The following is a 24820-nucleotide window of genomic DNA, read 5'->3' on the forward strand; positions in this document are numbered from 1 at the left end:
AAAACAATGCTCTGTTACGCATTAGCCTTAATGTTGAGCACGCAACGGTGCAACTGCTCAGGAATTGTCAGAAACTGGACTTGCCAACCGTCAGGCGCGCGTCTCGAACAGGGTCTTGGGCCACCGGCGATGGAGCCAGAGCCAGCTTCCCGGATGGGTGCGGATCCAGCTTTCCAGCCGGTCGTTGACGGCTTGCGTCAGGGCCAGGACATCGGCCTGGCGGTCCCCGGTGTCGGGCAGGGGCAGCGGCGGCTCGACATGGATACGCAGGCGGGCGGGGCCCAGGCGTTCGACATAGCCGGGGATGACAGGGCAGCGATAGCGCAGCGCCATGGCGGCCAGGGCCGGCGCGGTCATCGCGGGCTGGCCGAACAGCCGGGCCTCGATTCCGTCATTCATCTTCTGGTCCACCAGCATGCCCAGCCGCCCCCCGCGGGCGACGTGGGCCAAGGCGCCCCGCGCCCCGCGCGCGCCCTTGGCGAACAGCGGCACGGAATGTTCCATCGCCTCGTCGCGCAGGGTGCGGATCATCCGGTCGATCAGGGGATTTGCTGCTGCACGATAGAAAGATGCGAACGGCAGGCCATGATGCGCCACGGCCGGCGGCAGCATTTCCCAGTTGCCGATATGGCCCGAGACGAAGATCGCGGCCCCCCCGCGCGCCACCTGGGCGGCCAGATGCTCGGCCCCCGTCACGTCCCATCCGGGGCCGTGGGCCGGGTCGCGCGGCAGGCGGGACAGATGGGGGAGTTCGCCGACCGTGCGGCCCAGATTGTCCCATACGTCGCGAATGACGGCGCGCCGTTCGGCCCGGTCCAGCCCCGGCAGGGCGAGGCGCAGGTTGGCGTCGGCCACCCGCGAGACCGGCAGGCGCGGGCCGATCGCGCGGCTGATCGCCCCGCCGACATCGGACGCCCGGACCGGCCCCAGGCGGCGCAGCAGCGCCAGCGCCCCCCGGGCCGCCAGGGCTTCGAGCCGCATGAGCATGGTGACGCGCGGGCCGCTATCGCCGCTATCGGTCATCGTGGCGTCTCCTCCAGCCAGAGATCGAGAAGCCGGTCGGGGGCGGCCGGATCGGTCCAGGCCAGCCGGACATCCACGGTCCGGACCTGTGGCCTGAAAGCCACAGGCAGGCGGACGGCATCCTTGGGCGTGGTCAGGAGAATGGCGTCGTGCGCGCGGGCGGCGTCGCCCAGGCGGCGCAGGTCGTGGTCGCGATAGGGGTGATGGTCGGGGAAGGGCAGGCAGGCGGCAAGGGGCACGCCCTGCCGGCGCAGGCCGTCGAAGAACTTGTCCGGCCGTCCGATGCCGGCGAAGGCGATGGCCGTCCGTCCGTCCAGCAGCGCCCCGGCATCGTCCATGTCCAGTTGCGCGCGCAGGACCGGCAGCCTCTCGGGCAGGGCTGCCGACGCCCCGGTCAGGTCGTCCCCGACCAGGACGGCGGCGCGGGCGCGGGCTGCGCCGGCCGCCACTGGTTCGCGCAGCGGGCCGGCGGGCAGGACGCGGCCATTGCCGAACCCGCTGGCCCCGTCGATGACCAGCAGCGGCATGTCCTGACACAGGCCGGGATTCTGGAAACCGTCATCCATGACCAGGCAGTCGGCCCCGGCCGCGATGGCGGCGCGCGCGCCGGCCGCGCGGTCGGCGGCGACAATGCAGGGGGCCACGCGGGCCAGTAGCAGGGCCTCGTCCCCCACGGCGTCGGCGGCGTGGCGGGCCGGATCGACCCGTACCGGGCCGCGTACCCGCCCACCATAGCCGCGCGTCAGGAAATGCACCCTGCGCCCCCGCGCGACCAGCCGGCGTCCCAGATCGAGCGCCAGGGTCGTCTTGCCCGCGCCGCCGGCCGTCAGGTTGCCGCAGCACAGGACCGGGACCGGCGCACGCCATCCCGGCCGCCGCACCCGCCGGGCGGTGCCCAGCGCATAAAGTGCCGCGGCCGGCGCCAGCAGGCGGGCGATCGGGCCGCCGTCGGGGTCGGACCAGAAGCGGGGCGGGTGCATCAGCCCCCCGCCAGGGTCAGCAGGCGCGCGGCCATACGGTCCGGCAGGTCGGGATCGCCGGCGACGGGGGCGGCGTGGCGACGGGCCTGCGCCAGGCGCGCGGGGTCGGACAGCAGGCCGTCCACCCACTCCGCCAGGGCGGCGGGATCGGCGACGATGGCGACGGCATCGCCCAGCCGGGCGAAGGCCTCGGTGAAATTGTCCGTCAGCGGGCCCGACGCCAGGGCCGCGCCCAGCCGGGCCGGTTCCATCGGGTTATGGCCGCCGCCCCGCCCCGGACCGGGAAGGCTGTTGCCGATGAAGACGATCGGCACCGCCCGGTAGAACAGGCCCAGCTCGCCCAGCGTGTCGCAGATCCAGAACCGGTCGGCCGGGCAGGGGATCGCACTCAGTGCGCGGCGGGGGACGGGGGGTGTCTCCAGGCATGCCGCGATCGCCGCGCCGCGTTCGGGGTGGCGGGGGACGATCACGGTCAGCAGGTCGGGGTGGCGTGCGCGGATCAGCCGGTCGGCCTGGGCGATCAGGTCTTCCTCCCCGTCATGGGTGGAGGCGGCCAGCCAGACGGGGCGGCCGGCGATGGCGTCCACGATGCCGGCCAGTTGCGCCGGGTCGGCCGGAAGCGGGGCGGCGGCCTCCTTCAAATCGCCCGGAACGTCCACCCGCGTGGCGCCCAGCGCGCGCAGCCGGGCGGCGTCCTCGGCCGAGCGCGCGGCGATCCAGCCGAAGCGCGACAGCATGCGCCGCGCCAGCCCCGGCATCCTGCGCCAGCCGTCACGCGAGCGGTCGGACAGGCGGGCGTTCATCAGGGCGATCGGGACGCCGCTGCGGTGACAGGCTTCGATCAGGTTGGGCCACAGCTCGCTTTCCGTCAGGGCCGCGGCGTCGGGGCGCCAGTGGCGCAGGAACCGGCCGATCCAGCGCGGCACGTCCAGCGGCACGAACTGGTGGATGACCCGTCCGCCCCATGCCGCGCCGGCCAGGCGGCGGTCCAGCAGGTCGGCGGCGTTGACCGTCGCCGTCGTCAGCAGCACATGCAGCGCCGGGTCGCGCGCCATCATGCGGTCGATCACCGGCAGGATCGACAGGCTCTCGCCCACGCTGGCGGCGTGCAGCCAGACCAGCCGGCCGGCGGGGCGGGCGCGCGCGGTCAGGCCCATGCGTTCGCGCAGGCGGCCGGGCCGTTCCTTGCCGCGCGCCAGCCGGCGCCGCAGCAGCAGGATCAGGCCCGGCGCGATCAGGGTGGCCAGCAGCGCCCACAGGCGCGACAGGCCGCCGGCGGGCGGGGGGCAGGCGGCTTCGGTCGCGGCGTCGATGGCGTCGCCGATCCGGCGTGCCGCCGCCGCCCGGTCGCCGCGCGCCGGCATGACCGGCGCGCCGCAGACCACCCGCCCGCGTCCGAACGGCAGCGGAATCAGCATCCGATCCCAGGTGCCCAGGCGCCAGGACCGGCACCACGCCCCCACCGGCACGACCGGCGCGCCGGACAGCAGGGCCAGGCCCGCGACCCCCTGCTGGGCGTGGCGGCGCGGACCGCGCGGCCCGTCGGGGGTGACGGCGATCAGGCTGCCGTCGCCCAACTGGCCCAGCAGGCCGCGCAGGGCCGCGGCGCCGCCCTTGTCCTTGTTCCTGCGATCCGTGGATCCGGCGATGACGTCCACCCCCCAGGGGGCGACGATGTCGGCGATCATCCGCCCGTCGCGGTTGCGGCTGACCAGGACATGCATACGCAGCGACGGGTCGCGCCGTGCGGCCCACCACCACAGGGCGGGGGTCAGGACCAGCGTTTCATGCCAGAAGGCGACCAGCGCGGACCGCCCGTCGCGGGGCGTCAGCACCGGCAGGGCGTCGGGGTGGATGTCGAACGTCCAGCGTGTGGTGCGTAGCGCCAGCACCAGATAGGACCGCAGCGCCCCGATGGCCAGGGTACGGCCCCGCCCGCCTGCCAGCAGGCGTTTCAGCATGTCCGGCCCCGGACGGGGAAGCTGCGTGTCATGCGTCTGGCGGTAGCATGGGCGACCGGCGGGCGGAAGGGGACGGCGCGCGTCCCCAGGCCGGTCCCCGCCGGTTCAGGCCAGGAAGCGTCGCAGCCCGAACCCTTCGGCGCGCTCGTCGCGGACCGATGGCTGGTAGGCCGTGGTGAAGCGTTCATGCGCCCGCGCCCATACGGCCGGGTCCGCGCCGTCGGGCAACTGGACGGTCGAGGCGCCGCAGCGCAGCAGGAATTCGTACTGGTCGGGCAGCGGCCGCCCGGTGACGCGGATCTCGCCGGCAAAATCCAGATGTTCGCGCAGGGCCCGCGCCTGGCTGAAGGCGCGTCCGTCGCGGAAGGTCGGGAAGGTGACGCCGACCAGCGCCAGGCGCGGCAGGGCCGCGCGCAGCACAGCGACCTCGGCATCGGGCGGCAGGGCGACGCCCAGCTTCTCGCCGGCGGGGCGGGCCAGCCCGTCTTCCAGCCGTTCCAGCGGCACGATCACCGGGCCGGTCGGCGGCAGGGGCGCGTCGTCGCCGATGGTGGTCCAGAAATCTTCGACGAGGCGGCCATTTTCAAGCAAGGGCATAGACGGCATCCTTGAACAGCGCGGCGCCGAGCCGCCGATAGGTGTCGAGGAAGCGTTCCCCCTCGGTGCGGTGGACCAGATAGGCATCGACCAGATGGGCGATCGCGTCCACCGTCGCGTCCTCGGGCAGGGCCGGACCCAGGATCTGGCCGATGGCGGCGTCGTTGCCGGCCGAACCGCCCAGCGTCAGCTGGAAGAATTCCTCGCCTTTCTTGTCCACCCCCAGGATGCCGATATGCCCGGCATGGTGATGGCCGCAGGCGTTGATGCAGCCCGAGATCTTGATCTGCAGGTCGCCGATGCGTTCCTGCAGGGCGGGGTTGGCGAACCGGGCGCTGAGCTTCTGCGCGATCGGGATCGAACGCGCATTCGCCAGCGAACAGTAATCCAGCCCCGGGCAGGCGATGATGTCGCCGATCAGCCCGATATTGGCGCTGGCCAGCCCCGCGCCGCCCAGTTCCCGCCACAGCGCATGCAACTGGTCCTGGCGGACATGGCCCAGGACGACGTTCTGCATGTGGCTGATGCGGATCTCGCCGAACGAGAAACGCTCCGCCAGGTCGGCGATGGTGTCGAGCTGCGCCGAGGTGGCGTCGCCGGGAATGCCCCCGTCGGGCTTGAGCGAGATGACGGCCGAGATATAGCCCGCCGCCCGATGCGGATGGGTGTTGGTGCGGACCCAGCGGTCGAAGGCCGCATCGGCGCGCCGTGCCTCGGCCAGGCGGTCGGCGGCGTCGGACGGGGCGTCCAGCACCGGCGTGCCGAAGCGGGCGCGGATGGCGGCCACCGTTTCGGGCGGCAGGCGATAGCGGGCGCGGTCCATCGCCGCGAATTCGGCATCGACCTTCTCGCGATAGGCTTCGGCGCCCAGCGCCTGCACCAGGATCTTGATGCGCGCCTTGTAGATGTTGTCGCGGCGTCCGTACTCGTTATAGACGCGGACCATCGCCTCCAGATACGCCAGCAGGTCTTCTTCCGGCAGGTTGTCGCGCAGATGCACGCCGACGATCGGGGTGCGGCCCATGCCGCCGCCGACGAAGACGTCGAAGACCGTCCCGTGGCGTCCGGGCTTGGCCACCAGCCCGATATCGTGGAAGCGCGCCGCCACGCGGTCGTGGGGGCTGCCGCTGATCGCGATCTTGAACTTGCGCGGCAGGAAGGAGAATTCCGGATGCAGCGTGGACCATTGCCGCAGGATTTCGGCATGCACGCGCGGGTCGAGCAATTCGTCGACTGCCGCGCCGGCGAACTGGTCGCAGGTGACGTTGCGGATGCAGTTGCCGCTGGTCTGGATGGCGTGCATGTCCACCGCCGCCAGGCGCGCCAGGATGTCGGGCGTGTCTTCCAGGCGGATCCAGTTGAACTGGATGTTCTGGCGGGTGGTGAAATGGCCGTAGTCACGGTCGTAGGTCCGCGCGATATGCGCCAGTTCGCGCATCTGGCGGGAATCGAGGATGCCGTACGGAATGGCGACCCGCAGCATGTAGGCATGCAATTGCAGGTACAGCCCATTCATGAGGCGCAGCGGCTTGAACTCGTCCTCGGACAGGGCGCCGGACAGGCGGCGGGCCACCTGGTCGCGGAACTGTTCGACCCGGTCGTGCAGGAAGGCGCGGTCCACCTGGTCATAGGCGTAATGCCCGACCGGGGCGGTGTCGGGGGTGGCGAGGGTCTCAGCGGACATCGGAGGGGACCTCGGTCAGGGTGGCGAATTCCGGGTGGACGGTGGGGCCGAAGGCGCGGATGCGCTCGCGCACCGTGACCGGCACGGGCGTCGTGCTGTCGTCGCTGATCTGCACGCCGTAGACGCCGACGACGCCGTCGGCCTGCTGCCGCCGCGCGGTGGCGTCGATCACGGCCTCGATCCCGTCATTGGAAAAGATTCGGGCGGCGTCGATGCGTCCGGACCAGGCGCCATCCTCGGCCAGCCAGACGATCCGTCCGTCCAGCAGCCGGTTGGCGGTCACGACGCTCGACCCGCCCGCCTGGCGGCGGTTGTTCCTGACATCCACTCTGATTTGTCCTCTGTCGGCCGGGAATCCTGTTTCACCGGGTCATTAGGGGATTAATTGGGTATGCACAAGGTTAATGCACAATAATAAAATGTATAATGGTCCATTCCCGTCCGGCGGGCGCGCGGGCGTTCATGCCACCCGGCTGGCGCCTGCATCGGTGTCGCAGGCCGCCACGCCGTGGAGCAGCGACCGCCCGTCGCGGAACAGTCGCGCCGCCGAGATATCGACCCCGTAGCGCGCCTGCGCCCCGTACTCGCTTTCGTCCGCCGGCCGCATGATCGTGACATGGCGTTCGCCGATGGCGATGTCCAGATGGGCGTAGCCGCCGCGCGTGTGGTCCAGGACGGCCCGCGCCTGGCCCATGCCGGGCCGCAGCGCGACGTCGTAGGGGCGGATCATCGCGGTGGCCCGTCCGTCGGGCGCCTCGGTCGGGAAGGGCAGGACGTCGCCATCGTCGGGGACCATGCGGCCCCGGCGGACCACGCCCTCGAACGCCAGGCTTTCGCCCAGGAACTGCATGACGAAGGGGGTCGCGGGGTCGCGTTCCAGCGCCGGCGCCGACGCCGCCTGCACGATGCGCCCGTCCTGCATGACCGCCAGCCGGTCGGCGATGTCCATGGCCTCGTGCTGGTCATGGGTGACCAGGATGGTGGTCAGGCCCAGCCGGTCATGCACGCCGCGCAGCCAGGTGCGGATCGACTTGCGGACCATCGGGTCCAGCGCGCCGAACGGTTCGTCCAGCAGCAGCAGGCGCGGCTGGGTGGCCAGCGCGCGGGCCAGCGCCACGCGCTGCCGCTGGCCGCCCGACAATTGCGCGGGATAGGCGCCCTCCATCCCCGGCAGGTGCATCAGCTCCAGCAGTTCCGCGACCCGCCGTGCGATCTCGGCCCGCGCGGGACGCTGCCGGCGCGGCAGGATCCGCAGGCCGAAGGCGATGTTGCCGGCGACCGTCATGTGCGGGAACAGGGCGTAGTTCTGGAAGACGAAGCCGATATGCCGCTCGCGCGCCGGCCGGCCCTCCATGGGCGTGCCGTCCAGGCTGATCGCGCCGCCCTGGTGGAAATCCAGCCCCGCGACCACGCGCAGCAGCGAACTCTTGCCTGCCCCGGAAGGGCCGACCAGGGCCACGAACTCGCCGTCGCCGATATCCAGCGACACGCCGTCCAGGATCGGGCGCTCGCGGCCTGCGACATGCCGCACGATGTCCGTCACATGCAGGCTCATGCCCAGTCCCCCGCCTTGTTGGTTCCGGCCTTGTCGGCCAGTCGTTCCAGAATGCTGCGCAGGGCGACGGTGGTCATGGCCATCAGGGCCAGCAGGGCCGCCATGGCGAAGGCCGCGATCGTCTGGTAGCCGTTGTACAATGTCTCGATATGCAGGGGCATGGTCTCCGTCAGGCCGGGGATATGACCCGAAATGACCGAGACCGCGCCGAATTCGCCCATCGCCCGGGCGGTGGTCAGCAGAATGCCCGACAGCAGCGCCCAGCGCGCGCCGGGCAGGGTGACGCGCCACAGGATCTGCCAGAAACCGGCCCCCAGCAGCAGGGCGGCCTCCTCGGCGTCGCGCCCCTGGCGCTGCATCAGCGGCAGCAGAGTCCGCGCGACATAGGGAAAAGTCACGAAGATCGTGGCCAGCAGGATGCCCGGGGTCGCGAAGGCGATGGTGATGCCGTGCCGCGCCAGCGCCTCGCCCCACCAGCCCTGGCTGCCGAACAGCAGCAGCCACACCAGCCCCGCCACGACCGGCGAGACGCTCAGCGGCAGTTCGATCAGCACCAGCAGCACGCCGCGCCCGGGAAAGCTGAACTTGGCCAGCGCCCACGCGGCGAGGATGCCGAATGCGGTATTCACGACGACCGACAGCGCAGTCATCTCCAGCGTCAGCCGGATCGCCGCCCGCGCGTCGGGGTCGGACAAGGTGGCCAGCGCCGTCGGCAGGCCCTGTCGCAGGGCCTCGACGAAGACCAGCGTCGGCGGCAGCAGCAGCACGACAGCCACGATGGCGTAGGTCGCAAGCCCCAGCAGGATTCGGCTCATGCCGCCTCGCCCCCGCCCAGGCCGCGCGACAGCCGCCGCCGCAGGGCCGAGATCACGGCCAGCGACAGGAAGGCCGCCAGCAGCATGATGAACCCGACCGAGGTCGCGCCGGCATAATCGAATTCCTGCAGGCGGATGACCACCAGCAGCGGCGCGATCTCGCTGTGGAAGGGCTGGTTGCCGGCGATGAAGATGACCGAGCCGTATTCCCCGATGCCGCGGGCGAAGGCCAGGCCGAAGCCGGTGGCCAGCGCCGGCAGCAGGGGCGGCAGCAGCACGCGCGTCACGATCTGGCGGCGATGCGCGCCCAGCATCGTGGCCGCGTCCTCCAGTTCCGACGGCAGGTCGCGCAGCACCGGTTCCAGCGTGCGGACGACGAACGGCAGGCCCACGAACGCCAGCGCCAGCATGATGCCCAGCGGCGTGAAGGCGACGCGGATGCCCAGTTTCGCCAGCGGCGCCCCCAGCCAGCCATGCGGGCCATAGAGCGTGGCCAGCGTGATGCCGGTCACGGCGGTGGGCAGGGCGAACGGCAGGTCGATCAGGGCGTCGACCGCCCGGCGGCCGGGCAGCCGGGTCCGGGTCAGCGACCAGGCCAGCAGAAGCCCCAGCGGCAGGTTGACCAGCGCCGCCAGCGCGGCGCTGCCGAAGCTGAGTTCCAGCGCCGCCAGCATCCGCCGGTCGTGCAGGGCGGCCAGCATCGGCGCCGCGCCGTCCTGCCACGGGCGGATCGCCAGGGCCAGCAGCGGCAGCGCCACCAGCAGCCCGACCCACAGGAGGGTCGCCCCCAGCGCCAGGCGCAGCCCCGGCAGCGCGTCACGCCGGGCGCGGGCGCGCGGACGGGGCCACAGCCCGGGCAGGCGGGCGGCGGAAGGCACGGGGCCGCTGCTCACCGTGTTACCGTGCGATCGGCGGCGTGGCGGCGGCCCAAGCGGATGCTCAGGACCGCTGGCGGGACTGGTCGCCCAGGACGACCGCACCGGTGATGTGCGACGCCAGGCGGCCGGCCACGTCCTGGACGCTGTCCTGGCCGGTCGCCAGGCGCAGGTCCGGATTGGCGGGCGCCTCGTAGGGGGCGTCGATGCCGGTGAAGCCGCTGATCCGCCCGGCGCGGGCGGCGGCATACAGGCCCTTGGGGTCGCGCGCCTCGCAGACCGCCTGGTCGGCGTCCACGAAGATTTCCTGGAAATCGTCGCCCACGATCCGGCGGGCCAGGTCGCGGTCGGCGGCGCGGGGCGAGATCAGCGCGACCAGCACCACCTGCCCGGTTTCGGCCAGGATGCGCGCCACGGTGGCGGCGCGGCGCACGTTTTCGGTGCGATCTTCCTCGGAGAAGCCGAGGTCGGCGCACAGACCCGCGCGCAGCGTGTCGCCATCCAGGACCGACACGTCGATGCCCTGGGCGAACAGGCGCGATTCGGCCGCGCGGGCGATCGTGCTCTTGCCCGCGCCGGGCAGGCCGGTCATCCAGAAGACGCCGCCGCGATGGCCGCGCGCCTGCGCCCGGTCCCACAGCGACACGGTGCTGCCGGTCGGGTGGATGGCCTTGGTGCCGCTGGCGATGGCCGCCGGGCCGATCAGCGGCGCGCCGCCGACGATGCGCTGGTGACGGTCGACCAGCACGCCGCGCCCGTCGGTGGTGCCGGGGGCGAACGGGTCGAACAGGATGCTTTCCGACGCCGCCAGCGTGATTTCGGCGAAACCTTCGGGCGGAACGTGGTCGGCGGCATGTTCGGTCAGGTCGTCCAGCCGGACGACGGAATCGATCGACGCCACCGTCACCTGATGCTCGGCGGTGCCCAGGCGCAGGCGGAAGCTCTCGCCGACGCGCAGCGGCTCCTGCCGCAGCCAGAACAGGCGCGAGCGGATGCGCGCGGCGCGCACCGGCGCCTCGCCGGGCTGGTGCAGCAGGTCGCCGCGATCGGGGATGACGTCGGGTTCCAGCGTGATCGCCACCGACTGTCCGGCGACGGCGGAAATCTGCGGGGCGGTGTGCCAGCTTTCGATCGACGCGACCCGCGCCACCGTGCCGTGCGTGCCGATCACCAGGCTGTCGCCCACCTTCACGCGCCCGCGTTCGATCCGGCCGACGACGACGCGCTTGCTGTCGAAACGGTAGACGTCCTGCACCGGCAGGCGCAGCGGCAGGTCGGCGCGGCCCGACGGCGCGGGCACCAGGGCCAGCGCCTCGGTCAGGGTCGGGCCCTGGTACCAGCCCATGTGCGGCGAACGGCTGGCGATATTGTCGCCTTCGCGCGCCGAGGCCGGGACGAACAGGCTGACCTCGATCTCCAGCTGCTTCAGCAGGGCGGCGACCGCGCGCTCGGTCTCGGCGACGCGGGCCTGGTCGTACTCCAGCAGGTCCACCTTGTTCATCAGGACGATGACGTGGCGGATGCCGATCAGGCGCAGCAGCATCGCGTGGCGGCGCGTCTGTTCCTGCGCGCCCTCGGCCGCATCGACCACCAGCACCGCGGCCTCGGCGTCGGCCGCGCCGGTAATCATGTTACGCAGGAACTGCCGGTGGCCCGGCGCATCGACGATCACGAACTGGCGGTCGCCCAGGTGGAAGGGGATGCGCGTGGAATCGACGGTGACGCCCTGGTCACGCTCGATCTGCAGGCTGTCGAGCAGGAAGCTCCATTCGACCTTCAGGCCGCGCTTCTTGCTGGATTCGACGATCTGGGCGACCCGGCCCTCGGGCAGGTTGTCGGTATCGTGCAGCAGGCGGCCGATCAGGGTCGACTTGCCGTGGTCGACATGGCCGACGATGACGATGGGGGTGGCCGCTTCCTGACGGGCGGCGGCGGGGACGTTGCTCATGGTGATGTTCCGGTCCGTCCGTGGGTCAGAGATAGCCAGCGACGCGAAGACGCTCGAACGCATCCTCGGATTCATGGTCCATCGCGCGGCCGGCGCGCTCGGACGTGCGGGTGGTCTGCAATTCCGCGATCACCTCGGCGACGGTCGAGGCGTTGCTTTCGATCGGGCTGGTGATGTCCTGGTCGCCCAGCGAGCGGTAGCGCAGGCCGTTCTTCGAGAAATACAGATCGACCAGCGGAATGCCCTCGCGCTCGATATAGCGCCAGATGTCGATCTCGCGCCACGACAGCAGGGGATGGACGCGGATATGCACGCCCTCCTCATGCGGGGTGGCGTACTGGTCCCAGAATTCCGGGGGCTGGTTGCGTACGTCCCATTTGTGGCTGGAGCCGCGCGGGCTGAACACGCGCTCCTTGGCGCGGGTCGCCTGCTCGTCGCGGCGGATGCCGGCGATCACGCCTTCCAGGCTGTATTTCTCGATCATCGTGGCCAGCCCGGCGGTCTTGCGCGCGGCGGACCGGGCGGCCGGCGGCAGCGTCGGGTCGATCTCCTCGACCGGGGGGCAGTCGCCCAGCAGCAGGTCCAGGCCCCATTTACGCACATATTCGTCGCGGAAACGGTACATCTCGGGGAATTTCTTGCCGGTATCGACATGCATCACCGGGAACGGCACGCGGCCCAGGAAGGCCTTGCGCGCCAGCCAGAGCATGACGTTGGAATCCTTGCCCAGCGACCACAGCATCGCCAGCGGCTTCAGGTTCCGGTACGCCTCGCGCAGGATGTAGATGCTCTGGGCTTCAAGCTGGTCGAGATCGTCCATGACGGGGGCTTCTTTCGAGAATGATGAATGACGGGGGCGGACAGGTCAGGCGTGGATGCCGCATTCGGTCTTGGACAGGCCCGCCCAGCGTCCGGCGCGGGGGTCCTCGCTCTCGGCCACCGGGCGCGTGCACGGCGCGCAGCCGATCGACGGATAGCCCCGCAGGCTCAACGGATGGCGCGGCAGGCCACGGCGCGTCATTTCCGCGTCCAGTTCGGCCGGGGTCCAGCTGGCCAGCGGGTTGATCTTGATCCGGCCGTCAGCCACCTGCTCGATGACGGGCAGGGCGGCGCGGGTCGCGGCCTGCGACCGCTTGCGGCCGGTCAGCCACGCGTCGAACGGGATGACGGCCTCGTCCAGCGGTTCGACCTTCCGCAGGGCGCAGCAGGCGTCGGGGTCGAAGGCCCAGAGCTGGCCGTCCGGATCGCGGTCGCGGATCTGCCGGGCCGCCGGCCGGATGCTGCGTACGTCCGACAGGCCCAGATGCGCGACCAGCTGGTCGCGATAGGCCAGCGTTTCGGGGAAATGCTGTTCGGTGTCGAGGAACAGAACCGGCGTCGCCGGGTCGACATCCGCCACCATCGCCAGCAGCACCGCCGATTCCGACCCGAAGGACGACACGGTGGCGACGCGCCCGCGCAGCCCGCCGGTCAGCACGGCCCGCAGGACGGACTGCGCCGTGTCGCCGGCATCGTGGATCGCGGTCAGGATCGACGGGTCTATACGCACGGTCAGGGTTCACATTCCTCATTGCACGAAAAGTTATCGTGCTTTGAGGCCGATGTAGTCCTTCTCCGGAGGAGATTCAAGCGGAATATACATCATGAGATCGTGGTAATAATCATACCATCCATGCCGGAAGGATCGGAGTCCGTCGAATCGGCCGGCCTGGCGTATTATCGACTCATCAACACCGGCAGTTCGGCATTTTCCAGGACGTGGCGCGTCACCCCGCCCAGGATCAGCTGGCGCAGGCGGGAATGGGAATAGGCCCCCATCGCCAGCATGTCGGCGCTGAACGCGCGGCAGGCGGCCAGCAGGCTGGCGCCCACCGTTTCGTCGGGGTTGCTGAATTCCACCACGTCGGCGTCCACCCCATGGATGGCCAGGTACTCCGCCGCGTGGCGGGCCTCGGGGCCCCGGCGCTGGTAGTCGCCGGAATAGAGGATTCGCACCGCATCGGCCTCGGCCACCCAGGGCAGGATATGATGCAGCGCCGCCGTCGCCTCGGATGTGCCGTTCCAGGCGACGCAGATCCGCCGGCCGGCGCTGGTGGGGGCGCGGCGCGGGGCGATGACCACCGGGCGGCCGCTATCGAACAGGATGGCGTGCAGCGTTTCGGACGACGAGACCTCCTCGCCGGAATCGGGATGCGGGACGACGGTGACGTCGGACAGGCGGGCGCGGTAGGTGACGACCTCGTGCTCGCGCCCCGTCATGGTGACGAAGCTGGCGGTGGCGGTGCCGACCGGATTGCCGTGGAAGGGCGGAATGGGGCCGGTGACGGTCACGCCGTTAGCGGCGGTGAAATGGTCGAATATCTCGCGCACCGCAAGCGCGCGGCGGGCGCCCTCGCGCTCGGCGGCGGACATCATTTCCTCGACCATCGCGCCCGACAGGCCCTCGCCCGCCAGGGGGGCGACGTCGCGGCTGTCGGCCCGGACATGCAGGGCGGCGATATGTCCGCCGAACTGCCGGGCGAACAGCAGGCCGGTGGCCAGGGCGGCCTCGGCATTGGACGTTCCGTTCAGCGGCAGCAGGACTTTTTGTATGTTCTTCAATTGTTTCATCTCCAGCTTCGTAGGAACGTCGGGGCGGGGCGGCGCCCGCGGGACTTAGGGATAGAGTCGCGTTGTCTCCCATGTCGTGCCGGCCCGGCGCCAGACGGCGCGGTCGTGCAGGCGGTGCGGGCGATCCTGCCAGAATTCGATGGCATCGGGGACCAGCCGGAACCCCGACCAGTTCGCCGGCCGGGGAATCGTTTCATCGGGATAGCGATCCTCCAGTTCCGCCAGGCGGTGCTCGAAGATCGCGCGGTCGGGCAGAGGCCGCGACTGGTCGGAGGCGATGGCCCCCAGGCGCGAGATGCGCGAGCGGCTGGCGAAATAGGCGTCGGCCTCGGCGTCGGTCACGGGTTCGACCGGGCCTTCGATCCGGATCTGGCGGCGCAGGCTTTTCCAGTGGAACAGCAGGGCGGCCTGCGGGTTTTCCAGCAATTCGCCGGCCTTGCGGCTTTCCAGGTTGGTATAGAAGACGAAGCCCCGCGTGTCGGCGCCCTTCAGCAGGATCATCCGCACCGAGGGGCGTCCGTCGGGCGTGGCGGTGGCCAGCGCCATGGCGTTGGGGTCAATGGGTTCGTGCGCCTCGGCCTCGCGCATCCAGGCGGCGAACAGGGTGAAGGGGTCTGCCCCCAGGTCGATCAGCGCGGCAGTCATTCCGTCATTCCGTCCAGTTTCTGCGGCTGGCGTCGCGCGGCGTCATGGCCGGCGCGCCACGCGGGCGGTTAAAGCAGGGACGTCCCCGTACCCCGGATCTTGTCCCACGCGCCGGCTTGTGCAACCACGACCCCAATCCGATCATGCCACTTCAAGACCAAGGATCCTATCATGTCAGACGGCACGTCCAAAGTCCCGGCCACCGGCACGCTGATGAAGGGCAAGCGGGGCCTTGTCATGGGCGTCGCCAACGATCGGTCGATCGCCTGGGGCATTGCCAGCGCGGTGGCGGCGCAGGGCGGCGAACTGGCCTTCACCTATCAGGGCGAGGCCCTGGGCAAGCGTGTCCGTCCGCTGGCCGAGCGCGTGGGCTCGACGCTGGTGCTGCCCTGCGACGTGGGCGACGACGCCGCGATGGACGCGACCTTCGCCGAGATCGAGGCGCAGTGGGGAAAGCTGGATTTCCTGGTCCATGCCATCGGCTGGGCCGACAAGCAGTATCTGCGCGGCCGCTATGTCGATACCCCGCGCGATGCGTTCCTGACGGCGCTGGATATCTCGTGCTATTCCTTCACCGCCGTCGCGCGCCGGGCGGCGCGCCTGATGACGTCGGGCGGGTCGCTGCTGACCCTGTCCTATCTGGGGGCCGAGCGCGTCATGCCGCATTATAATGTGATGGGCGTGGCGAAAGCGGCGCTGGAGGCCTCGGTACGCTACATGGCGGCCGACCTGGGGCGCGACGGGATTCGCGTGAACGGCATTTCCGCCGGCCCGATCATGACGCTGGCGGCCAACGGGATCGGCGATTTCCGCTATATCCTGAAATGGAACCAGTACAATGCTCCGCTGGAGCGCAACGTGTCGCTGGAGGAGGTCGGCGGCGCCGGCCTGTACATGCTGTCCGACCTGTCGGGGGGCGTCACCGGCGAGATCCATCACGTCGATTCCGGCTATAATATCGTGGGGATGAAGAACCCGACGGCGCCCGACATCACCGTCTCGGGCGACTGACGGCCACGAGGGGGATGCCGGGTCATGTCGCACAATAGTTTCGGCCATCTGTTCCGGGTCACGACCTGGGGCGAGAGCCACGGGCCGGCGATCGGCTGCGTCGTCGATGGCTGCCCGCCACGCCTGGCGCTGTCGGCGGCCGACATCCAGCCGTGGCTGGACCGGCGGCGTCCCGGCCAGTCGAAATACACCACCCAGCGCCAGGAGCCCGACGCGGTCGAGATCCTGTCGGGCGTGTTCGAGGGCCGGACGACCGGCACCCCGATCGCGCTGCTGATCCACAATACCGATCAGCGGTCGCGCGATTACGGCGACATCGCCGAGCGCTATCGCCCCGGCCACGCCGACGTCACCTACGACCTGAAATACGGCATCCGCGACTATCGCGGCGGCGGCCGGTCGTCGGCGCGGGAGACCGCGATGCGGGTGGCGGCGGGCGCGGTGGCGCGGCAGGTGCTGGGCGGGGGGGTGCGTATCCGCGGCGCCCTGACGCAGGTCGGCCCGCACCGCGTCGATCGCGCCCGCTGGGACTGGGACGCCGTGGAGGCCAACCCGTTCTTCTGCCCCGACCCGGAGATGGTGCCGGTCTGGGAGGAGTATCTGGGCGCGGTGCGTAAGGCCGGGTCGTCGGTCGGCGCGGTGATCGAAATCGTGGCCGAGGGCGTGCCGCCGGGGCTGGGCGCGCCGATTTACGGCAAGCTCGATTCCGACCTGGCGATGGCGTTGATGAGCATCAACGCGGTCAAGGGCGTCGAGATCGGCGAGGGCTTCGCCGCCGCCGCCCTGACCGGCGAGGACAACGCCGACCCGATGCGGATGGAAGACGGCCGCCTGACCTTCGCCTCGAACCACGCGGGCGGCATCCTGGGCGGGATTTCGACCGGGCAGCCGGTCGTCGCGCGCTTCGCGGTCAAGCCGACCAGTTCGATCCTGACGCCCGTCGCCTCGGTGACGCGCGCGGGCGAGAATGTCGAGGTCGCGACCCGGGGGCGGCACGACCCCTGCGTGGGCATTCGCGCGGTTCCGGTGGGCGAGGCGATGATGGCCTGCGTGCTGGCCGATCACCTGCTGCGCCACCGGGCGCAGGTCGGCGGGGATGTCAGGCCGTCAGTGTCGCCTCCAGCGTGATGGGGGCGTTCAGCAGCTTCGAGATCGGGCAGCCGGCCTTGGCCTTGGCGGCCAGGTCCTGGAACTGATCCTCGGTCGCGCCGGGGATGGTGGCGGTCAGGGTCAGGTGGGCCGCCGTCACCGCGAAGCCGTCGGGCTGCTTTTCCAGCGAGATGACCGATTTCGCGTCCAGCGCCGTCGCCGTCAGGCCGGCCCCGCCCAGCACGCCTGACAGCGCCATGGCGAAGCAGGCCGCGTGCGCCGCGCCCACCAGTTCCTCGGGGTTGGTGCCCGCGACGCCTTCGAAGCGCGTGTTGAACCCGTAGGGCAGCGCCGACAGCGCGCCGCTCTGGGTGGAGACGGTGCCCTTGCCGTCCTTCAGGCCGCCTTGCCAGTGGGCAGTGCCGAATTTCGTGATGGTCATGGGTCGGTTTCCTCCTGCATGTGCCGGGCCCGCTTGGGGCCGGCAGGGTCCGACCATAACGCCCTGCCTTCCGGGGTGGAGCGCATGGCGCGCACACGATGCGGTGAGAGGGGCGGCGGCGTCGCCCCGCTTTTCCCCGCCGGCCATGCAAACTGTTGCGTGCGGCGGACGCTGGTGCCATAGGACGTCGCGGTCGTGACAGGGTATCGCCCGCGACGCTGTCCTGTCCGCGTCTTGCAATCGTTCACGACGGAATGCCGGCCCCGCGCGATGGATCAGACCGTACCTGCCCCGCTTCAGCATGAATGCATGGTGTTCCCCGAAGGGCTTCATCTGGAATGCGGGTTCCATCTGGCGCCGGTGCAGATCGCGTACCGGACCTATGGCGCCCTGTCGGCGGCGCGCGATAACGCCATCATCGTGTGTCATGCCCTGACCGGCGACCAGTACCTGGCGGACACCCAGCCCCTGACCGGCAAGCCCGGATGGTGGAGCCGGATGGTCGGGCCGGGCCTGCCGATCGACACCGACCGGTTCTTCGTCATCTGCATGAACGTGCTGGGCGGCTGCATGGGCTCGACCGGCCCGCGCTCGCCGCGTTCGGGGCCGGGGGCGGACGGGGCCGAGCCGTGGGGCACCGATTTCCCGCCCGTCACCATCCGCGACATGGTCCGCGCGCAGAAGCTGCTGGTCGACCGCCTGGGCATCCACCGGCTGTTCGCCGTCGTCGGCGGGTCGATGGGCGGCATGCAGGTGCTGGAATGGGCCGCGACCTATCCGGACATGGTGTTCGCGGCCATGCCCATCGCGACGTCGCCGTTTCATTCGGCCCAGAACATCGCGTTCAACGAGGTCAGCCGCCAGGCGATCTTCGCCGACCCCGACTGGCATGGCGGGCGGTACTGGGAACGCGACGCCGTGCCGGCCCGGGGGCTGGCGGTCGCGCGGATGATGGCGCACATCACCTATTTGTCCGAGGAAGCCCTGACGCGCAAATTCGGCCGGCGCGTCCGCCGCGACCCCTACGGCGACAACCCGCTGTCGCTGTTCGGCGAGATGTTCGAGGTCGAAAGCTATCTGCGGCACCAGGGGTCGTCGTTCGTCAACCGGTTCGACGCCAATTCCTATCTGACGATCACGCGGGCGATGGATTATTTCGATCTGGGAACCGAGCATGACGGCGATCTGTCCCGGCCGTTCCACGGCACGCGCACGCGCTTCTGCATCGTGTCGTTTTCCTCGGACTGGCTGTTCCCCACGTCGCAGGCGCGCATGCTGGCCCGCGCGCTGAACCGCGCCGCCGCCAACGTCTCGTTCGTCGAGATCGAGAGCGACAAGGGGCACGACGCCTTCCTGCTGGACGAACCCGATTTCGACCGCACGGTGCGCGGCTTCCTGTCCGGCGCCGCCGAACATGCGCGGATCGGCTGACCGGTGCGGCTCGACCAGCGGCTGATTGCCGAAATGATCCAGCCCGGGACCCGGGTGCTCGATATCGGTAGCGGCGACGGTGCGCTGCTGGATTATCTGTTCCGCACCCGCGGCTGCGACGCCCAGGGCATCGAGATCGACATGCAGGAGGTCACGCGCTCGGTGGCGCACGGGCTGCCGGTGATGCATGGCGACGCGGATCACGACCTGGCGCATTATCCCCGGCACGCCTTCGATTATGTGGTGCTGCAACGCACCCTGCAGGCCGTCGAACGCCCGCGCGAGGTCTTGCGCCAGATGCTGCGGATCGGGCGTCATGCCATCGTCTCGTTCCCCAATTTCGGGCACTGGCAATTGCGGCTGAAGCTGCTGACGACGGGGCGGATGCCGATGACGGCGGTCTGGAACACGTCGTGGTACGAAACGCCGAATATCCATCCCTGCACGATTCTCGATTTCCTGATGCTCTGCCGGGAAGAGGGCTACGTGGTCGAGGAATGGATGGCGGTGGATGAGGACGGCGAGCGCGCGCCGTGGCGCCGCTCCATCCGTCTGGCCAATCTGTTCGGCGAGCAGGCGTTGTTCCTGCTGCGGCGGCGGAACGGCTGATCCGTGGCGGTGGGCGGCGCGCGCACCGTGCTGGTCGGCATCGACGGCGGGGGAACGGCGACGCGGCTGCGTCTGGCCACGCCGGACGGGGTGGTTCTGGGCGCGGGGCAGGGCGGCCCCGCCAATATCGCGACGGATGCCGCGTGCGGATGGCGGTCGATCCGCGAGGCGCTGGAGCAGGCCATGGCGCAGGCCGGCCTGTCGCCGGACGCCTGCCGCCTGGTGGCCGGCGCGGGGCTGGCGGGGGCCGAGGTGGCGGAGGCGCGCGCGCGTTTCATGGCCCTTCCGGCGATTTTCGCGGATATTGAGATCGTGACCGATGCCTATACGTCCTGTGTCGGGGCACATGGCGGGCAGGACGGCGCCATGGTCGCGGCCGGAACCGGCACGGTGGGATATGCCGTGGCCGGGGGGCGGACCCGCCGGGTCGGCGGATGGGGGTTCCCGCAGGGCGACGAGGGCGGCGGCGCCTGGATCGGGCTGGAGGCCGTGCGCCTGATGCTGCGCGCAGGCGACGGCCGCGCGCCCCGCACGGCGCTGACCGATGCGATCCGGACCCTGGCGGCGGCGGACGGCGGCGATCCGATGATCTGGGCGGTCGGAGCCCGGCCGGACGGATTCGCGCGCCTGGTTCCGCTGGTTGCCGCCGCGGCCGGGCAGGGCGACATGCAGGCGCAAGCGCTGCTGGCCCGGGCGGGGGCCGAGATCGACGGCCTGCTGGCCGCGTTGCTGGCCGGCGACGGGTTCGGGCACCTGTCCTGCTGTCTGGTGGGCGGTCTGGCGGGCGTGTTGCGGCCCTGTCTGTCGCCGTGGAGCCGCAGCCGCCTGTCCGAACCGCGGGGCGGGGCGGTCGAGGGCGCGCTGCTGCTGGCGGGGCGGTTGCATTCCGCGGCGATCGGCCGAGAATAACAGCCACCGATCAAGGACAGGGATATCCGCCCCATGGACACACTGGACGCCATCCGGACACGCCGCGCGGTCAAGCAGTACGATCCCGACCACCGCATGCCCGACGCCGACCTGGACACGATCCTGTCGGCGGGCATGCTGGCCCCGACCGCTTTCAATATCCAGCACTGGCGCTTCGTGGTGGTGACCGATCCGGCGTTGCGGCGGCAGATCCGCGCGGTCGCGTGGGACCAGGCGCAGGTCACCGATGCCTCGGTCCTGATCGTGATGTGCGCGGACAAGCAGGCCTGGCGCAAGGACCCGGCGCGCTACTGGGCCGACGCGCCGCAGGACGTGCAGGACCTGATGGTGGGCCTGATTAACCAGTATTACGAGGGGCGCGCGCAGGTCCAGCAGGACGAGACGATGCGGTCCTGCGCCCAGGCGGCACAGACGATGATGCTGGCCGCCGCCAGCCTGGGCTATCAGTCCTGCCCGATGGACGGGTTCGATTTCGACGCGGTGGCCAGGCTGATAAACCTGCCGGACGACCATGTGATCGCCATGTTCGTCGCCATCGGCAAGGGCACGCAGGCGGCGCGGCCCCGTGCCAGTCGCCTGACGCTGGATCAGGTGCGCGTGCGCGACCGCTTCGCCTGACGCGACGTGCCGCCGGCAACGGCCAACTTCTGGAAAAGGCTTGCGGAAGGTGCCTTGAACGGGTAGAAGCCGCTCGTGGATGGCCCGCGCCTGTCCCTCATGCTGACTTGTACGCACGTGCCTTGTTGACGCGGGGGGCACGGACTGGACGGACAAGCGCATCTTCCCTTTCCCAGACGGCTTGCGGTGACTGACAGCGTGCCCTGCGATGCAGGGTGGCGAACCGTGTTTCGTATTTCTTTCAAGACCGTTCCGGATGCTCATTCTGTCGTGAGGGTTCCGGCCATTTTGGTGCCGGGAGGCGCTTTCATGACGACATTCTCCGACCTTCAACTTGCCGAACCCTTGCTGCGCGCCTTGAACGAGGAAGGCTACACCACCCCGACCCCCATCCAGGCCGGGGCGATCCCGCATCTGCTGGCCGGGCGCGACCTGCTGGGCCTGGCCCAGACGGGCACCGGCAAGACCGCGGCCTTCGCGCTGCCGATCCTGCACCGGCTGCTGACGCATCATGGGCGCGCCCACCCCAAGGGCGCGCGCGCGCTGGTGCTGGCGCCGACGCGCGAACTGGCCTCGCAGATCGACGACAGCTTCAAGGCCTATGCCCGCCACATGCGGCTGAGCCATGCGGTGATCTTCGGTGGCGTCGGGCAGGGCCGGCAGGTCGAGGCGATGCGCCGCGGCGTCGACGTGCTGGTGGCCGCACCCGGCCGCCTGCTGGACCTGATGGGCCAGGGGCATGTCGATCTGTCCGGCCTGGAGGTCCTGGTGCTGGACGAAGCCGACCGGATGCTGGACATGGGCTTCGTGCGCGACATCCGGCGGATCGTCGCCGAACTGCCGCGTGACCGCCAGACGCTGCTGTTCTCGGCCACCATGCCCAAGAGCATCTCCGACCTGGCCCACGGCCTGCTGCGCGACCCGGCGACCGTGCAGGTGACGCCGCCGTCCAGCACCGTCGACCGGATCCGCCAGGCCGTCATGTTCGTCGATACCGAGAACAAGCGCGACGCGCTGAAGCTGCTGGTTGATTCGCCCAAGGTCGAGCGCGCCGTGGTGTTCACGCTGATGAAGCATGAGGCCAACAAGGTTGCCGCCTTCCTCAACGATCATGGAATCGTTTCCGAGGCGATCCATGGCAACAAGTCGCAGGGCGCGCGCGAACGTGCGATGGCGGGTTTCCGTTCCGGCGCAGTGAAGGTGCTGGTGGCGACCGATATCGCGGCGCGCGGCATTGATGTCGATGACGTCACGCATGTCTTCAACTACGACCTGCCGAACGTGCCCGAAAGCTATGTGCACCGGATCGGCCGTACGGCCCGCGCCGGGCGCGAAGGCTGGGCGGTGTCGCTGTGCGATGCCGAGCAGCGGGCGTGGCTGCGCGACATCGAGAAGACGATCGCCAAGAAGATCCCGGTTGTCGTGGAACATCCGTACCATTCCGAAACCGCCTCCAACTCCACCCTGCGTCCGCCCGTTCTGGGCGGTGGCGGCGGGCGTGGCCGGGGCGGCGGTGGCGGACGCCCGCAGCAGCGCCAGGGCGGCGGCGGCCATCGTGGCGGCGGCGCGCGTCGCGTCGCCTGAGGACATGCATCCTGCCGATGCCGTGCGCGGCGTCGGCAGGTGGCTGCCGTAGCAAGGCCGGGCTTTGCCCGAGCCCACCGACATTTTCATGAAGAATATCCTCCGACCCTTTTGTCAGGGACGGGCGGAGGCGGACACCCATGTCCGTCTGGCCTTTGAACCCAGCCATTGGACAGGGTGAGGCACTGCTTCCGGGCGCAGCAAAGAAAAGAGTTCGTCGGAGATCTGCTTTGGCAGATGGCGGAGAGGGTGGGATTCGAACCCACGGTACGCTTGCACGCACGGCGGTTTTCAAGACCGCTGCCTTAAACCGCTCGGCCACCTCTCCGATGGGCATTCTTATTCATGGTTTTGGCTGGGGATGCAACTGGGGAGGTACCCGGCCTTCCGTGCGGAAGGCCGGGGCTGTCCCCGGATTGTCGGGTCAGTGCAGGACCGGGGTTTCGCCGTACATGCCGTCGGCGTTCCGGTCCCTGCGTCGATCGTTGCGCTGGGCCGCGAGGACCGCGCGGGCATGGTCGGGCACCGACAGGTACAGGGTCAGGATCCCGGCGAAGGCATAGAGGCCGGAGAAGATCCAGATGATGCCCTCGATCCCGTGCCAGCCTTCGAACCAGGTGACGATGGCCGGGCCGACCCAGGTGCTGGCGCCGGCGCCCAGGCCCAGCGCGGACAGGGCGGCGGCCTTTTCCTTCGGGCAGATCTGCGGCACCAGGCCCGACAGCGGCACAAAGGCCGCGACCGTCGCGCCGTAGAAGATGCCGGCCAGGGCCGCGATCAGGAAATTGCCGTGATGGGCCATCGGCACATAATAGAAGACCGGCACCGAGATCGCCGACCCCAGGCAGCCCGCGATCGACACCACCGTACGATGTCCCAGGCGGTCGGCCAGCATCCCCGACGCCAGGTTGAACAGGATGTTGCTGAGGAAGACGATCGACAGCAATTGCAGCCACTGCGACAGGGTGAAGCCGACGACTTTCATGAAAAAGGACGGCATGATGACCAGGAACGCGTATTCCGACGCCGTGTCGATGGTACGCACGATCATTGCTACGAATGTCTTGGGCTCGCGCCACAGAATGCTGAGCGAGCCGAAGAAGATCCCCTTCACCGAGACGTGGTGCGGGGCCAGCCGGGCCGCGCCCCGGGGTTCGCGCGTCAGCAGCAGCGCCACCAGGCCGCCGGCGATCACCAGGCCCAGCGACGACCAGAAGGTGGCGAGTTCACCGATAACCGGGATGGTGAAGCTGGCGAACAGCGACCCCAGCGTCGGCAGTCCGCCCGAGAAAGCGAACCAGAACCAGCCGGCGGCGGAGCCAAGCTGGCGTGGCGGGGTCGCGGCGGCGATCCAGACCAGGAAGCCGTAGGCGAACAGCGGATACCCCAGTCCACGCAGCGTATAGGCGACAACCATCATCGGATAGCTGGCGACCTGCAGGCCCAGGACCAGGAAGACGATTTCGAACACGCTCCAGATGGCCAGGCCGATCCACATGACCCGCTTCGGCCCCCACAGGTCGGACAGCGGGCCCGACAGCCAGGACGAGATGGAAACTGCGACACCATAGACCGTGAACAGGAACGCCACGTCGCGCGCGGATTGGCCGTGATTTTCGAGATAGGGCGCCAGATAGCCGGCTTCGACCCCGTCGCCGATCATGAAGAGCAGCAATCCGACAAACCCCCAGAGAAGGGGTCGTGGAATGCCGATCCTGTCGGCAAGGGAGGGGCGGTCGGACAGAACGTCTGTCTGCGTCAAGGGGAGATACTCCTCTTTAACAGGCAGCCAACATAACTATGAGGGGCTTCGCCTCATTACGAAGCATCGATGCAAGCTGCATTCGAAATCGTGGTCCATGGGACGCGGTGATTTCGAAATCATCATGTAGGGATGCGCGCCGTGGGCGCTGAAGCAGATCCGGTGCCCGGCAGTCCTATCCGATGGCCGGATAATAAAGGCACAGGAGAGGTCGCCCATAAGAGAATCATGGACGAATATCCAGGACATTATAGACCTGGATAAGAGTAAATCACACGATCAGTGCGATTTTGATACGAATAAAAAGTGAAAAGCCCAGATATCCTTTCGCCTTGATGTTCATATGAGATTTTTCATACAAAAAAATATCCTATAATGAAAGAAAAATATTCACAAAATTTGGCGGGAATATGATTCATGGGGAAATTTATACTTAAAAAACTACGGTATTTTTAATTTAAATGGTCGTATCGTCATTTGATTTCAAATTGTTCTATATTGTATAAAGATTTTATTTACAATAATGATAAATTTTATTCATATCTTCGTCCAAGGGGTGGGAAAGTATCCAGGACGCAAAAAATACATTGCCCGCCAAGGCCGGCTGGCGGCGTGGGGCCGCGCCGGCCGGGGACGGACGTGAGTGGGGAT

23 protein-coding genes and 1 tRNA gene are annotated in these 24820 nt (G+C 69.3%); 7 read left to right on the top strand and 17 right to left on the bottom strand.

The genetic code is table 11. From position 1 onward, the window contains the following. Window positions 1–90: 90 nt before the first annotated feature. From HLH21_RS11220 to pdxH, 14 genes are all read right to left on the bottom strand, one after another. Entirely contained in the window at window positions 91–1023 is a 933-nt protein-coding gene (locus HLH21_RS11220; protein WP_182943849.1) for a lysophospholipid acyltransferase family protein, read from the bottom strand. Beyond that, on the bottom strand, window positions 1020–2003 hold the full coding sequence (gene lpxK, locus HLH21_RS11225) for a tetraacyldisaccharide 4'-kinase (protein ID WP_182943850.1): 984 nt from the start codon (window positions 2001–2003) through the stop codon (window positions 1020–1022). The genes HLH21_RS11220 and lpxK overlap by 4 nt, the downstream gene beginning before the upstream one ends. After that, complete coding sequence (locus HLH21_RS11230) at window positions 2003–3964, bottom strand: glycosyltransferase N-terminal domain-containing protein (RefSeq protein WP_182943851.1); 1962 nt, start codon at window positions 3962–3964, stop codon at window positions 2003–2005. The genes lpxK and HLH21_RS11230 overlap by 1 nt, the downstream gene beginning before the upstream one ends. 105 nt (window positions 3965–4069) lie before the next feature. Continuing rightward, window positions 4070–4561, bottom strand: a complete 492-nt coding sequence (locus HLH21_RS11235; RefSeq protein ID WP_182943852.1) for a DUF934 domain-containing protein — start codon at window positions 4559–4561, stop codon at window positions 4070–4072. Further along, entirely contained in the window at window positions 4548–6245 is a 1698-nt protein-coding gene (locus tag HLH21_RS11240; RefSeq protein WP_182943853.1) for a nitrite/sulfite reductase, read from the bottom strand. The genes HLH21_RS11235 and HLH21_RS11240 overlap by 14 nt, the downstream gene beginning before the upstream one ends. Next, the gene (locus HLH21_RS11245; protein WP_182943854.1) at window positions 6235–6573 is read right to left on the bottom strand and encodes a DUF2849 domain-containing protein; all 339 of its coding nucleotides are present in this window, start codon (window positions 6571–6573) and stop codon (window positions 6235–6237) included. The genes HLH21_RS11240 and HLH21_RS11245 overlap by 11 nt, the downstream gene beginning before the upstream one ends. A 132-nt stretch (window positions 6574–6705) precedes the next feature. Further along, window positions 6706–7800, bottom strand: a complete 1095-nt coding sequence (locus HLH21_RS11250; protein WP_182943855.1) for a sulfate/molybdate ABC transporter ATP-binding protein — start codon at window positions 7798–7800, stop codon at window positions 6706–6708. Beyond that, window positions 7797–8615: a sulfate ABC transporter permease subunit CysW gene (cysW, locus tag HLH21_RS11255; protein WP_182943856.1), complete on the bottom strand. Its 819-nt coding sequence runs from the start codon at window positions 8613–8615 to the stop codon at window positions 7797–7799. Before cysW ends, HLH21_RS11250 begins: the two co-directional genes overlap by 4 nt. Next, a complete protein-coding gene (gene cysT / locus HLH21_RS11260; protein WP_182943893.1) occupies window positions 8612–9466 on the bottom strand; it encodes a sulfate ABC transporter permease subunit CysT in 855 nt (284 codons plus the stop codon). The genes cysW and cysT overlap by 4 nt, the downstream gene beginning before the upstream one ends. 88 nt (window positions 9467–9554) lie before the next feature. Then, complete coding sequence (gene cysC / locus HLH21_RS11265) at window positions 9555–11438, bottom strand: adenylyl-sulfate kinase (protein WP_182943857.1); 1884 nt, start codon at window positions 11436–11438, stop codon at window positions 9555–9557. Between the two features lie 25 nt (window positions 11439–11463). Further along, window positions 11464–12258 (bottom strand): sulfate adenylyltransferase subunit CysD, encoded by a 795-nt coding sequence (gene cysD / locus HLH21_RS11270; RefSeq protein ID WP_182943858.1) that lies wholly within the window; start codon window positions 12256–12258, stop codon window positions 11464–11466. 45 nt (window positions 12259–12303) lie between these two features. Next, entirely contained in the window at window positions 12304–12987 is a 684-nt protein-coding gene (locus HLH21_RS11275) for a phosphoadenylyl-sulfate reductase (RefSeq protein ID WP_182943859.1), read from the bottom strand. A gap of 167 nt (window positions 12988–13154) precedes the next feature. After that, window positions 13155–14039: a universal stress protein gene (locus HLH21_RS11280; RefSeq protein ID WP_182943894.1), complete on the bottom strand. Its 885-nt coding sequence runs from the start codon at window positions 14037–14039 to the stop codon at window positions 13155–13157. Between the two features lie 54 nt (window positions 14040–14093). Then, on the bottom strand, window positions 14094–14693 hold the full coding sequence (pdxH, locus tag HLH21_RS11285) for a pyridoxamine 5'-phosphate oxidase (RefSeq protein ID WP_182943860.1): 600 nt from the start codon (window positions 14691–14693) through the stop codon (window positions 14094–14096). Window positions 14694–14864: 171 nt separating this feature from the next. On the opposite strand from pdxH, the gene fabI reads away from it, so the two are divergent. Both fabI and aroC read left to right on the top strand, forming a co-directional pair. Next, window positions 14865–15704, top strand: coding sequence for an enoyl-ACP reductase FabI (gene fabI, locus HLH21_RS11290; RefSeq protein WP_182943861.1), 840 nt, complete (start codon window positions 14865–14867; stop codon window positions 15702–15704). Window positions 15705–15728: 24 nt separating this feature from the next. Next, window positions 15729–16832, top strand: coding sequence for a chorismate synthase (aroC, locus tag HLH21_RS11295; RefSeq protein WP_182943862.1), 1104 nt, complete (start codon window positions 15729–15731; stop codon window positions 16830–16832). Here the strand turns inward: aroC and HLH21_RS11300 are convergent. Further along, window positions 16804–17235, bottom strand: coding sequence for an OsmC family peroxiredoxin (locus tag HLH21_RS11300; protein WP_182943863.1), 432 nt, complete (start codon window positions 17233–17235; stop codon window positions 16804–16806). The genes aroC and HLH21_RS11300 overlap by 29 nt on opposite strands. Window positions 17236–17505: 270 nt before the next feature. On the opposite strand from HLH21_RS11300, the gene metX reads away from it, so the two are divergent. From metX to HLH21_RS11325, 5 genes are all read left to right on the top strand, one after another. Beyond that, window positions 17506–18666, top strand: a complete 1161-nt coding sequence (metX, locus tag HLH21_RS11305; protein ID WP_182943864.1) for a homoserine O-acetyltransferase MetX — start codon at window positions 17506–17508, stop codon at window positions 18664–18666. 3 nt (window positions 18667–18669) lie between these two features. After that, window positions 18670–19275 carry a methionine biosynthesis protein MetW gene (gene metW, locus HLH21_RS11310; protein ID WP_182943865.1) on the top strand — a complete coding sequence of 202 codons (606 nt, stop codon included), beginning with the start codon at window positions 18670–18672 and terminating at the stop codon, window positions 19273–19275. Between the two features lie 3 nt (window positions 19276–19278). Beyond that, on the top strand, window positions 19279–20184 hold the full coding sequence (locus tag HLH21_RS11315; RefSeq protein ID WP_182943866.1) for a BadF/BadG/BcrA/BcrD ATPase family protein: 906 nt from the start codon (window positions 19279–19281) through the stop codon (window positions 20182–20184). Between the two features lie 33 nt (window positions 20185–20217). Beyond that, complete coding sequence (locus HLH21_RS11320) at window positions 20218–20823, top strand: nitroreductase family protein (RefSeq protein WP_182943867.1); 606 nt, start codon at window positions 20218–20220, stop codon at window positions 20821–20823. Between the two features lie 309 nt (window positions 20824–21132). Then, window positions 21133–22407, top strand: coding sequence for a DEAD/DEAH box helicase (locus HLH21_RS11325; protein WP_182943868.1), 1275 nt, complete (start codon window positions 21133–21135; stop codon window positions 22405–22407). Between the two features lie 238 nt (window positions 22408–22645). On the opposite strand, the gene HLH21_RS11330 is transcribed toward HLH21_RS11325, so the two are convergent. Continuing rightward, a tRNA-Ser gene (locus tag HLH21_RS11330) sits at window positions 22646–22735 on the bottom strand. Between the two features lie 96 nt (window positions 22736–22831). Next, window positions 22832–24169: an MFS transporter gene (locus HLH21_RS11335; protein ID WP_246379619.1), complete on the bottom strand. Its 1338-nt coding sequence runs from the start codon at window positions 24167–24169 to the stop codon at window positions 22832–22834. Window positions 24170–24820 lie beyond the last annotated feature (651 nt).

Source organism: Gluconacetobacter johannae, from assembly GCF_014174305.1.
Lineage (GTDB): Bacteria > Pseudomonadota > Alphaproteobacteria > Acetobacterales > Acetobacteraceae > Gluconacetobacter > Gluconacetobacter johannae.